The following is a 12,011-nucleotide window of genomic DNA, read 5'->3' as shown; positions in this document are numbered from 1 at the left end:
TCGCGACCTCCGGGCCCCTCTACGGTGCAGACATGACTGACGTCTCGCCCGTGGGCCCCCTGTCCGACCTGGTCGTGCTCGACCTCACCCGCGCCCTCGCGGGACCGCACGCCGCGATGATGCTCGGCGACATGGGTGCCCGGGTGATCAAGATCGAGTCCCCCACTGGTGACGACACCCGCTCCTGGGGGCCGCCGTTCATCGGCGAGGAGGGCGAGCGGGAGTCGACGTACTTCCTCTCGGCCAACCGCAACAAGGAGTCGATCACCCTCAACCTGAAGAGCGAGGCCGACAAGGACGTGCTGGCCCGCCTGGTCGCGCGTGCCGACGTGCTGATGGAGAACTTCCGCACCGGCGTGCTGGACCGCCTCGGCTTCTCCGTGGAGCGGCTCCACGAGCTCAACCCCGGCCTGGTGGTCCTCTCCATCACCGGCTTCGGCCACGACGGCCCCGAGGCCAAGCGCGCCGGCTACGACCAGATCGCCCAGGGCGAGGGCGGCCTGATGTCGCTGACCGGCACCGAGCAGCCGACCAAGGTGGGCGTGCCGATCGCCGACCTGCTGGCCGGGATGAACGGCGCGTACGGCGTGCTGGCCGCGATCCACGAGCGCACCCGCACCGGCCGCGGCCGGGTCGTGCGCACCTCGCTGCTGGCCGGCATGGTCGGGGTGCACGCGTTCCAGGGCACGCGCTGGACGGTGGCCAAGGAGGTGCCCGGCCTGGCCGGCGGCCACCACCCCTCGATCTCGCCGTACGGCATGTTCGCCACAGCGACCGCGCCCGTCCAGATCGCCTGCGGCTCCGAGGGGCTCTGGCGCTCGTTCGCCGACGCGTTCGGCCTCGACGCCGACGACCCGAGGTTCGCCACGAACCCCGACCGGGTGGCCAACCGCGACGCGCTCACCGCGCTGATCGAGGAGCTCTTCGCCTCCGCCCCCGCCGAGGAGTGGCTGGAGCAGCTGGCGCAGGCCGGCATCCCGGCGGGCAAGGTGCGCTCGCTCGACGACGTCTACTCGTGGGAGCAGACCCGCTCCCAGGGCCTGGTGCTCGAGGTGGAGCACGCCACCCAGGGTCACCTGGAGCTGCCCGGCTCGCCGATCCGCTTCGACGACAACCCCTACTCGGGCGGACGCCCCACCCACGTGGCGCCCCCGACGCTGGGCCAGCACAACGACTCCGTGCGGCAGTGGCTGGAGGCCGACGAGGGGTGAGCCCGCCCCGGGGCGGGGGCGGGGCGGGGCCCGACTCCGGTTGTGAACATTTGTTACGTGCATGGGATTTGATCGACCGCCGGGGGTGGCCGGGTGCAGGATGCGTGTGACACGGCCCACCCGGGGCCGACGCGCAGGAATGAGACCCCCGTGTTCCTCACCCGCTCAGTGGCCGGCTTGGGCAGCCTGGCCGTCACCGCCACCGCGCTCGCGGCGTTCACCCCGCCCGCCTCGGCAGCCCCCGCCGACCCCGTCAGTCCCAAGGGCCGCGGCCCCGTGGTCGAGTACGACGCCGCCAAGCGTTCCACCGCACCCCTGGCCCAGCAGGCGGCCGAGGCGGCCAGCCAGCAGGACCCGATCGCGATGCCGGCCTCCTACCCGCACCAGCCGGAGCTGAAGGTCTTCCCCGACAACCAGCCCGACGCCTCCGACACCGCTCAGCTGATCGGGCACGACGAGATCGCGCCGCTGCTGAACGGCTGGATGAAGGAGAGCGACCGCATCTCGGCGCAGGTCGTCGGCCAGTCGACGGCAGGGCGCGACCTCTACCTGGTCACGCTCACCGCCCCCGAGACTGCCGCGCAGACCGCGCAGCAGACCGCGTGGCGCAAGAAGATCAAGGACGACCCGACCGGCGCGGCCAAGGACGCGGCGCTGGCGGCGGGCTACAAGACCCCCGTGTGGATGAGCGCGAACATCCACGGCAACGAGTGGGAGGGCACCGACGCGGCGATGACCTACATCGACGAGCTGGTGCACGGCGACACCGCCAAGGTCACCGAGCTGCTGAAGCGTCACCGCCTCTACTTCTCGGTGTCGCTCAACCCCGACGGCCGCACGCTGGGCACCCGTGCCACCGCGCTGAGCCTGGACGCCAACCGGGACATGATCACCAGCACGACGCCGGAGTCGGTGTCGTTCGTGCGGACCGCCCAGAGCATCCAGCCGCTCTACGCCGCGGACCTGCACGGCTACACCGGCGTGCTCCAGGTCGAGCCCTGCGGCCCCCCGCACGGCGAGAACTACGAGTACGACCTGTTCATCGGCCACGCCTACGCCGCCGCGGAGCGCGTCGAGAAGGACGTCGTCGCCGCCAAGATCCCCGGCAACACCTACTACGACATCACCACCGGCGACGTCGTGGAGGAGAACACCTCCCCCGACACCAGCCACATCCTGATCCCCTACCGCGACACCCCCTCGGGCTGGGACGACTACCCGCCGGTGTTCACCGCCCAGTACGCCGCGTACCACGGCGCGGTGACCGCCACCGTCGAGCTGCCGAAGTCGCGTCCCAACGGCTCCTCGCAGACGCCGGCCAACGCGGTCGTCAACAGCGCGGTCGCCAAGCAGACGATCAGCAGCATGGTCGACTACGTCGCGGAGAACAGCGACGACATGCTCGCCAACCAGATCGAGATCTTCCGCCGCGGCGAGGCCGGCGCCGCCAAGGCCGCCCTCACCGAGGCCGACGTCGCCGCCGTGCCGGGCCCCGACTCCTGGAAGCCGTTCTGGGACGTCGCCGACAACCAGGACCCGGTCACGCTCCCCCGCGCCTACGTCATCCCCGTCGGCGAGGACCAGCGCTCGATGAGCGACGCCGCCGACCTGGTCGACCAGCTGCTCTTCAACGGCATCGAGGTCGGCACCCTCGACGCGGCGAAGACCGTGGCCGGCACGACGTACCCGGCCGGGTCCTACGTGGTCGACATGCACCAGCCGCTGCGCGGCCTGGCCAACAGCCTGCTGGACCTCGGCAGCGACATCTCCGCCAAGGTGCCGTCGATGTACGACGTCTCCGCGTGGAGCTACTCCTACCTGTGGGGTGCCGACGTCGCCAAGGTGGGCGCCACCACCGACGCACCGCTCGGCGCCACCACGCCGGTGCGCGCGGCACGCGCGAACGGCTCGGTCCCGGCCCGCCGGGGCTACCTGAGCTTCGACGTCGCCGGGGTCTCGGACTACCAGGCGCTCAACGACCTGCTCGAGCAGGACGTCGCGGTCTCGATGCTCGAGGACGGCTCCGCCGTGCTCGGTCCGGAGGGCTACGACGAGGCGCGCGCGGTCGCCAAGGAGCACGGGGTCGCGTTCACCCCCGCCAGCGCCGCGGACAAGGCGCTGCTCGACGACGAGGAGACCCGCGGCCTGGACGACCTCACGATCGCCTACACCGGCACCCAGGAGGACAAGCTGGCGCTGACCCAGCTCGGCTTCGACGACCTGGTGCCGGTCACCGCCAGCGCCATCAACGACAACCCGGCGGTGCTCGAGGGCACCGACCTGCTGTGGATCGGGTCGAACCTGACCTTCACTCCCGCCCAGCAGGCGGGCCTGGCCGCCGTGCAGTCCTACGTCGACGCCGGGCACTCCATCGTGGGGCGTGGCACCGCGGCCAACGCCGCCGCCAACACCTTCAAGCTGCTCAGCTCGGTGGCCGTCGGCGGCAACCGGAGCGGCAACGGCATCGTCGACGTCGACACCCCGGCGGACTCGGTGCTCGCGCCGTACGCGCAGGACGCGGCGTTCATCTACCCCGCCACCTGGTTTACCGACCTGGGCCCGGGCACGCGCGTCGAGCAGACCTACGGGGCCGACCCGCTGCTGGCCGGGCACTGGCGCGTCTCGCAGCCGAGCACGCAGATCCCGGCCCCGGCGGACGGGCCCGAGCACGCTGCCGGCGACGCCGCGGTGATCTCCGGCGAGGCGGCCTCCGGTGCCAAGGCACTGGTCTTCGGGACCTCGGTGTTCTTCCGGACCCACACCAAGGGGGGCATGAGCCAGGCGGCGCGCGCGCTGTTCTGGGCGGCCCCCGAGGGCGACGGCGTCGCGGCGCCGAGCAACACCTCGGTCCGGGTCGTGCCCGGGCCCGCGGTGCGCTACCCGGGCGACGCGACCGTCCGGGTGCGCGTCACCTCCCAGGGCGCTGAGCCCACCGGAACGGTCACGCTCCTCGGCCGGCGGGGCAAGGCACTGGCCAGCGCCGAGCTCGTGCAGGGTGCCGCGACCCTGAGGGTCTCGGGCCTCAAGCCCGGCGCCGCGTCGTACGAGGTGGAGTACACCCCGGACGCCGCCGGGTTCGACGCCTCCAGCGCGGACGTCACCGTGCGGGTCCGCAAGGCCACCTCGCGCACCGGGCTCCGGGTCGTCGAGCGGCCCGGCGGCAAGGTGAGGGCGATCCTGTCCGTGCGGGCTGCGGGCATCGCCGCCCCGCGCGGCGTACTGGTCCTCACCGACAAGGGCCGGGTGATCCGCAGGATCACGCTCACCCAGGCGGCGCAGGGCAGCAAGCAGGTGGTGCTGCGCCTGGGCCGCGGCCGTCACGTGCTGCGCGCGACGTTCCGGGCGACGCCGCTGATCCAGCGCAGCGTCTCCCCGGTGCGCGTCGTGCGGCGCTAGCCGGTCGGCGCCGGCCGGACGAGGCCACCACGACCGAGGGCCCCGGTCCCCACCCGCAGGTGGGGGCCGGGGCCCTCGTCGTACGACGTGTGACTCAGCCCAGGTCGACGATGGCGGCGACGGGGCCGCCACCCTCGGGGCCCTGGTGGGCCGCGGAGACCGAGACGAACACGGCCGGGTCGCCGGTCACGGCAGCGGTCACGCCGCCGACGCACGACTTGATCTGGCGGTGCCAGTGCACGTCGGAGTCGTCGAGCATCGCGTTGCGACGACCGCGCACGGTGCCGTCCTGCGAGGCCTCGCACTTGAGGAAGACGTTGACGAGCTTGCCGTCGAGGTCGGTGTGGTGCGGGCGCTCGGGCAGGTCCAGGCCGGCGTTCTTGATGGCCGACCAGATGCCGTCGGCGTCCAGCGCGTCGGTCATCACCGAGTGGCCGACGCGGTAGCGGCCGCCGACGCCCTTGGCGTTGCCGACCACGACCACCTGGGCGCGGTCCAGCTCGACGCCCGAGGAGCAGGAGGCCACGGCCGAGTACAGCTCGCGGTTGTGCATGACGTCCTCGTCGGAGGGCATCTCGATCTCGCCGAGGGCGACGGCGATGCCGAGCGCGGTGACGCCGTTGGACAGGTCCATGGACTCGTGGGTGTGCTCGGTCCAGACCTCCTTGCCCCGGCTCTTGGCGTCGCGGATCGTGTCGATCGTGAGCAGCGGGGTCTTGGTCTGCACGTAGTGGACGTCGGCGGGGTCGGTGATCCCGGCCTTCTCCATCGCCACCTTCACCGCGTCGGCGACCTTGGAGATCATCGGCGTGCGGCCGATCTCCTCGGGCAGCAGCTGCTCGCTCATCGCGAAGCCGACCGTCAGCCGCGGCTCGTCGGAGGGCTCGGCGTCGGTGGTGGCGAAGATCGTGGCGTGGGGGCTGATCACGCCGTCCGTGCCGCCCGACCAGACGATCGGGACCTGCTTGACCTGGTCGGCCGGGGCGCCCTTCTCGATCAGCACCTCACGGAAGGCACGGTCGGCGATGATGCGCGTGTAGTCGTTCACGCCGCCGTTGCCCTCGGTCTTGCCGATGATCGCGATGACCCGGTCGGCGGCCATGACGCCGTCGTCGATGAGCTTCGCGAGCTCGCTGGCGTCGGCGACGGAGTGGATCGGGACCTTGCGTACTTCGATGGCGGAGGGCATCCGGTTCCTTTCGTTGGGGCAGCGGCCGGGTGGGCCGCAGGGTGGAGAGAGAGGAGGTCAGTCGGGGACGATGACGGTACCGGCGGCGCCGGCGATCCCGTCCACGATGTTCTCGAGGCTGGTGATCACCGAGCGCAGGCCGCCGTTCTCGACGAAGCGGCAGGCCGCGTCGACCTTGGGGCCCATCGACCCGCCCGCGAAGTGACCCTCGGCGGCCAGCTCGCGCATCCGCGAGACGGTGACCTTGCCGAGCGCCTCGGCCTGGGGGGTGCCGAAGCGCAGGATGGCGTTCGGGACGTCGGTGGCGACGACCAGCACGTCGGCCTCGACGCTGGCGGCCAGCAGCGCGGCCCCGAGGTCCTTGTCGATGACGGCCTCGACGCCGGCCAGCCCCTCGTCGGTGCGGACCACCGGGATGCCGCCGCCGCCGTTGCTGACCACGATGAAGCCGGCCTCGACCAGGGCGTGCACGGCCGCCGCGTCGAGGATCTCGACGGGCTCCGGGGAGGCGACCATCCGGCGCCAGCCGCGCTCGCCGCGGTCCTCCCAGGTCTCGCCGTGCTCGATCAGCACGGCGGCCTCCTCACGCGTGAGGTAGCGGCCGATCGGCTTGGTCGGGTTGGCGAGCAGCGGGTCGTCGGCGTCCACCCGGCTGCGGGTGACGACGGTGGCGCTGCGCCGCTGCGAGCCGCGCACGGCCAGCTCGTGGTCGAGCGCGTTCATCAGCACGTAGCCGATGGTGGCCTGGGTCTGGGCGCCGCACCAGTCGAGCGGCACCGGGGGGACGACGCTGGCGGCCACCTCGTTCTTGACCAGCAGGTTCCCGACCTGGGGACCGTTGCCGTGCGTGAGCACGACGTCCACCGGGTCGGGACGCGTCACCAGCTCCGCGACGGCGGCCATCGCCGTCTGTACCGCGGAGATCTGGTCCTCGGGACGCGCACGTCCGTCGGGGGATGTCATGGCGTTTCCGCCGAGCGCTAGCAGGACCCTCATGAGCCAAAACCTAGTGACCGAACGCACCGCGGGCATCGGCAACTAAACCCAACGAACCCCGCTGGCCCTGGCAACTTGTGCCAGTGAGCGTCGGAAAGGCCGACGGCTCGGGCCGAGACGGGGTTCGGGGGGTGGGTAGCGCCGGACGGCCAGCGCTAGCCGGCGCGCGGCAGCTCGCGGGCGAGCACGTCGACGAGTCGACGCGGCGACCGGCCGAGCAGCGCGCCCAGGACCAGGCCACCCGCCGGCAGGCCGCGGCGGTCGTAGTAGCCGAACATCGCCACCAGCAGCTCCCGCTCGCGAGGGTCGAGGTGGCCCCCCGTGGTGGCCACCCACTCCTGCGAGGACGTGCGGCGGGCATGCACCGGTCGCCCGAGCACCCTGCCGGCGGCCGCGGCGACGTCCGCCACCGTGACCAGGCTCGGTCCGCCCAGCTCGTAGGTCGCCCCCACGTGCGCGTCGTCGAGCAGCACCGTCGCGGTGGCCTCCCCGACGTCGGCCAGGTCCACCAGCCCGAAGGGACGCTCCAGCGCGTAGGGCACCACCAGGTCGCCACCGGCGGCGAGCGCCGGCACGAAGTTCTGCACGTAGGCGCACGGCTGCAGGATCGTCCAGGCCAGCCCCGAGCGCCGGACCGTGTCCTCGCCCCAGGCCTTGGCCAGGTGGTGCGGCATGTCCGGGGCGTACGGCGAGGCCACCGAGTGGTAGACCACGCGGGCCACCCCGGCGAGCCGGGCCGCGGCGAGGACCTCGCCCACGAAGCCCGGCTCGTCGGGGTGCAGGTTCGGCGCGATCAGGTGCACCGCCGCGCAGCCGGCGAGCCGGTCGGCCAGGCGCGGCCACTCGGCGCGACCGATCCGGACGACCTCCGCGCCTCGTGCGGCCAGCGCCGCCGTGACGGCGCGCCCGGTCTTCCCGGACGCGCCGACCACGGCGATGCGGGCGGTCACAACCAGTCGACCGCTGCCGAGGCGGCGCCGTCGGTGGCCAGCTGGGCGTAGCCGGGGCCGCGGTCGAAGAAGGCCTCCGACGCGGCCGGGCGCCCGGCCCGCTCGGTGACGGTCTGCTCGGCGTCGTAGCCGAGGGTGTCGTCCTCGACCGACCCGGTGAGCACCACGCCGTAGTCCGCGAACGCGGCCTGCGGCGAGACCTTGCGCCACACCACGTCGCGCACCACGAGCTCGGGGTCGCGCTCGAGCGGGTTGCCCCAGCCGCCGCCACCGGTGGTGCGGATCCGGATCACCTCTCCGGCCTTGACCGGCTCGTCGTCGGCGAGGGCGTCGACGGTGCGCTCGTTCGGGCCGCCCGGGTCGATGACGACCTCGAACGGCTTGCCCGCCAGACCGCCCTTGACGCCCCAGCAGGCCAGGATCGACCGGTCCGCGATGGACATGAAGTGGCCGTCCTTGAGCATCCGGATGTGCTTCTCGTAGCCCAGGCCGCCGCGGAACTTGCCGGCGCCGCCGGAGTCCATGGCCAGGCCGAGCTGCTCCACCAGGAACGGGAAGCGCGACTCGGTGAACTCCGAGGGCAGGTTGCGCGAGTCGGGCACGACGTGGATCGTGTCCTCGCCGTCGGCGTAGTAGCGCCCGCCGGACCCGCCGCCCAGCACCTCGCGCATCAGGTAGGAGCGGCCCTCGGTGTCCTCGCCGTACACGCCGGTGTAGCGGATCGTCTCCTGGTCGGCCGGCATCTTGCCGTCGACGGCCTTGGCCACCACTCCGGCGAGCACGCCGAGCAGGCGCAGGATCACGAACGTGCGGGCGTTGGTCGGCGCCGGGAAGACCGGCGTCAGCAGCGTCCCGGGCGGCGGGAACTTCATCTCGATGAGCGGCACGATGCCCTCGTTGACGTCGAGCTCGGCCATCCGCTCGGGGGTGTCGGCGAGGTTGCGCAGGATCGGCGCGAGCCACTTCTTGAGGAAGTTGCCGTCGGAGTAGTCGCCGCAGTGGTTGATCGGGCCCTTGGCCTGCGGGGACGTGCCGCCGAAGTCGATGACCAGGCGCTCACCGTCCGGGTCCTCGGGCCCGGTGCGGGTGAGCGTGATCCGCTGCGTGAACAGCTGCGGGTCGTCGACGCCGTCGTGCTCGGCGTAGTCCTCCCAGACCCACTCGCCGACCGGGATCTTGGAGAGGATCTCGCGACGGTAGGTCTCGGTGGTGCGGTCGATGATCGCGTCGAAGCAGGACTCGACGGTCTCGCGGCCGTAGCGGTCGAAGAGCTCCCCGAGGCGCTGGGCGCCCATCAGGCAGGCCGAGCACTCGGCGTCGAGGTCGGCGGCCAGGCTGTCGGGCATCCGCGAGTTGCGGGTCATGATCGCCAGCGCCGAGCGGTTGGGCACCCCGGCGTCCCACAGCTTGATCGGGGGGACCATCAGGCCCTCCTCGTAGACCGTGGTCGCGCCGCTGGGCATCGAGCCGGGCACGCAGCCGCCGATGTCGTCGTGGTGGCCGAAGGCCTGCACGAACGCGACGACCTCGGGACCGTTGCCGGCGTCGTGGAAGACCGGGACCGTGACGCACAGGTCGGGCAGGTGGCCGATGCCGCCCTCGGAGCGGTAGACGTCGTTGTGGAAGAAGACGTCGCCGGGCTTCATCTCCTCCAGCGGGAAGTCGCGTGCCACCGGGTGCACCAGCGCCGAGTACGAGCGGCCGGTGAGCTTGCGCAGCAGCCGGTCGTGGATGCCCGCGCGGAAGTCGTGGGCGTCGCGGATCATCGGGCTGCGCGAGGTGCGCCCGATCGCGGTCTCGACCTCCATCTCGACCGCGGCCAGGCTCCCCTGGACGATCTCCACGACGACCGGGTCGGCACTGCGCCCGGCGTCGTCGGTCAGCGTCCCGAACGGGAAGTCGGTGGGCGCGCGACGGCTCTCACCGTCGACGTAGCCCTGGGCGTGCGTGTGCGTGGCGCTCACTTCTCCCCCTCGCGGGTGACGATGATGTTCAGGTAGGCGTCGATGCGGGCGTGGAAGCCCGGGTGCAGCGGCACGGTGGAGCCGAACTCCTCGATGATCGCCGGGCCGGCGATCTCCTGGCCCGGGAGCAGGTCGGCACGCCAGAAGACCGGCGTGTCGACGTACCCGTCGGCTGCCTCGAAGCAGACCTCGCGCCGCGAGCGGGGCTCGGGGGCGCCGGCGTCGGCGACAATCTCGTGGCGCGCGATGTCGGGGCGCTGGATGGGCCCGATGCCCGAGACGCGCAGGTTGACCCACTCGACCTGCTGGGTCGGGTCGGCGGAGAAGTCGTAGCCGTAGAGCGCCTTGTGCTCGGCGTGGAAGCGGTCGGCGACCTGCGTCAGCGCGGCGTCGTCGATCTCCCCCTCCGGTACGGGCACCCGCACCTCGAAGGCCTGGCCGAAGTAGCGCAGGTCAGCGGTGCGCTGGAAGCGGTGCTCGGAGGCGGCGAAGCCCTCCTTGTCCAGCGCGACGCGTGCCTGCTCGGCGAGGCCGTCCATGATCTCGCGGACGTCGGACGCGGCGAGCTGGTCGGCCAGCGACACGTGGGTGCGGACGTAGTCGTTCTTGACGTCCACGGTGAGCAGCCCGAACGCCGAGACGTTGCCCGGGTTCGGCGGGACCAGCACGGCCTGCAGGCCGAGCACGTCGACCAGGCGGCACAGCAGCAGCGAGCCGGAGCCGCCGAAGGTGGTCAGGGTGAAGTCGCGGACGTCGAGCCCGCGCTTGACGGTCACCTGGCGCAGCGCGTTGGCCTGGTTCCACGCCGAGATCTCGAGGATGCCGGTGGCGCAGGCCTCGGGGGTGATCTTGAGGTCGGCGGCCAGCTGCTCGAGCCCGACCTTGGCGGCCTCGACGTCCAGCGGGATCTCGCCACCGAGCAGGTGGGGAGGGATCCGGCCGAGGTAGACGTGGGCGTCGGTGATCGTGACGTCCTTGCCGCCCTTGGCGTAGCACAGCGGGCCCGGGTCGGCGCCGGCCGAGTGCGGGCCGACCTTCAGGGTGCCCTCGGGCGAGAGCCAGGCGATGGAGCCGCCGCCGGCACCGACGGTGACGACGTCGATCATCGGGATCTTGGAGGGGAACGCGCCGACGCTGCCCTCGGTGGTGAGGGTGGGCTCGCCGTCGATGACGACGCTGACGTCGGTCGAGGTGCCGCCGCCGTCGCTGGTGAGCACCTTGTCGAAGCCGGCGACCTTGGCGATCATGGCCGCGCCGAGCGCGCCGGCGGCGGGCCCGGAGAGCACGGTGGTGATCGGCTGGTGGACGACCTCGTCGGCGCTGAGCACGCCGCCGTTGGACTTCATCACGTAGAAGGGGACGGTCTTGCGGGCCCCGGTGGCCGCGACGCCCTCGCCGACGACGTACTCCTCGAGGCGGTTCTTGATGTTGGTGACATAGCGGCTCAGCTTGGGCTTCACCGCGGCGTCGACGAGCGTGGTCATCGCGCGCTCGTACTCGCGGTACTCGCGCAGCACCTCGCTGGAGATCGAGACGACGGCCTCGGGGTGCTCCTCGCGGAGGACCTGACGCATCCGCTCCTCGTGCTCGGGGTTGGCGTAGGCGTGCAGGAAGCAGACGCCGAGGGTGTCGATGCCCTGGGCCTTGAACCAGCGGGCGACCTCGCGGGCGCCGGCCTCGTCGAAGGGCCGGACCTCGGCGCCGGTGTGGTCGAGCCGTCCGCCGACGCCCTTGACCAGGTGCCGGGGCACGATCCGCGGGGGCTTGACCCAGAAGTAGGAGTTGCCGTAGCCGTCGGGGACCGACTGGCGCGCGATCTCGAGCATCGCGTCGTAGCCCTCGGTGGTGATGAAGCCCAGCGCGTCGACCTTGCCCTCGAGGAGCTGGTTGGTCGCCACCGTGGTGCCGTGGCTGACCGCGCTCAGCGCGTCGCCGTGGCCCGGTGGCAGACCCAGCAGGCCCAGGACCTTGTCGATCCCGGCCATGAAGCCGTCCGCGGGGTTGCTCGGGGTGGAGGGGGTCTTCGTCGTGACCAGCTCGCCGCTGTCCTCGTCGAAGGCCACCACGTCAGTGAAGGTGCCGCCCGTGTCGATCCCGACCCGGACCCGGCTCGGGATGCGCGAAGCGCCCTGTGCAGCAGTGTCAGCCATGGCACGATTCAAGCGCCCGCACGACCCCCGCGGCGACGGCAGGATCTGCCAACGAAAGCCCGATTCGTTGGCAGATGCTGAATGTCGACTCCTGGTGGGCGGCGTACTGGGGTCTGGGATGGCCCGAGGGAGGTCTCGGAGGGGCCTGAGGGAGG

The 12,011-nt window shown here is 72.2% G+C and carries 7 protein-coding genes; 2 read left to right on the top strand and 5 right to left on the bottom strand.

Features of this window, described 5'->3' with window-relative positions:
• Positions 1–32: 32 nt before the first annotated feature.
• The gene (locus AC6EI4_RS08850; protein WP_498451230.1) at positions 33–1,211 is read left to right on the top strand and encodes a CaiB/BaiF CoA transferase family protein; all 1,179 of its coding nucleotides are present in this window, start codon (positions 33–35) and stop codon (positions 1,209–1,211) included.
• Positions 1,212–1,361: 150 nt separating this feature from the next.
• Positions 1,362–4,607 (top strand): M14 family metallopeptidase, encoded by a 3,246-nt coding sequence (locus AC6EI4_RS08845; protein ID WP_498451229.1) that lies wholly within the window; start codon positions 1,362–1,364, stop codon positions 4,605–4,607.
• Positions 4,608–4,701: 94 nt separating this feature from the next.
• Here AC6EI4_RS08845 and bar read toward each other — a convergent pair whose 3' ends face one another.
• The 5 genes from bar to AC6EI4_RS08820 form a co-directional block, all read right to left on the bottom strand.
• Positions 4,702–5,796 (bottom strand): barbiturase, encoded by a 1,095-nt coding sequence (gene bar / locus AC6EI4_RS08840; RefSeq protein WP_498423199.1) that lies wholly within the window; start codon positions 5,794–5,796, stop codon positions 4,702–4,704.
• 57 nt (positions 5,797–5,853) lie between these two features.
• The gene (locus AC6EI4_RS08835) at positions 5,854–6,792 is read right to left on the bottom strand and encodes a carbamate kinase (RefSeq protein WP_498451228.1); all 939 of its coding nucleotides are present in this window, start codon (positions 6,790–6,792) and stop codon (positions 5,854–5,856) included.
• A 155-nt stretch (positions 6,793–6,947) separates the two neighbouring features.
• Positions 6,948–7,742 (bottom strand): SDR family oxidoreductase, encoded by a 795-nt coding sequence (locus AC6EI4_RS08830; protein ID WP_498451227.1) that lies wholly within the window; start codon positions 7,740–7,742, stop codon positions 6,948–6,950.
• Positions 7,739–9,706, bottom strand: coding sequence for a hydantoinase B/oxoprolinase family protein (locus AC6EI4_RS08825; protein WP_498423204.1), 1,968 nt, complete (start codon positions 9,704–9,706; stop codon positions 7,739–7,741). Before AC6EI4_RS08825 ends, AC6EI4_RS08830 begins: the two co-directional genes overlap by 4 nt.
• Positions 9,703–11,856 carry a hydantoinase/oxoprolinase family protein gene (locus AC6EI4_RS08820; RefSeq protein ID WP_498423206.1) on the bottom strand — a complete coding sequence of 718 codons (2,154 nt, stop codon included), beginning with the start codon at positions 11,854–11,856 and terminating at the stop codon, positions 9,703–9,705. Before AC6EI4_RS08820 ends, AC6EI4_RS08825 begins: the two co-directional genes overlap by 4 nt.
• Between the last annotated feature and the right edge of the window lie 155 nt (positions 11,857–12,011).

It is taken from the genome of Nocardioides sp. Z43_10, assembly GCF_059766615.1.
The sequence above is the reverse complement of the archived record's forward strand: the minus strand, read 5'-3'. Positions and strand labels throughout refer to the sequence as shown.

What these genes read in the sequence shown, in the direction of transcription:
- AC6EI4_RS08850 (WP_498451230.1), top strand. Translation starts at nt 33, where the DNA reads ATGACTGACGTCTCGCCCGTGGGCCCCCTGTCCGACCTGGTCGTGCTC.
- bar (WP_498423199.1), bottom strand. Translation starts at nt 5,796, where the DNA reads ATGCCCTCCGCCATCGAAGTACGCAAGGTCCCGATCCACTCCGTCGCC.
- AC6EI4_RS08835 (WP_498451228.1), bottom strand. Translation starts at nt 6,792, where the DNA reads ATGAGGGTCCTGCTAGCGCTCGGCGGAAACGCCATGACATCCCCCGAC.
- AC6EI4_RS08820 (WP_498423206.1), bottom strand. Translation starts at nt 11,856, where the DNA reads ATGGCTGACACTGCTGCACAGGGCGCTTCGCGCATCCCGAGCCGGGTC.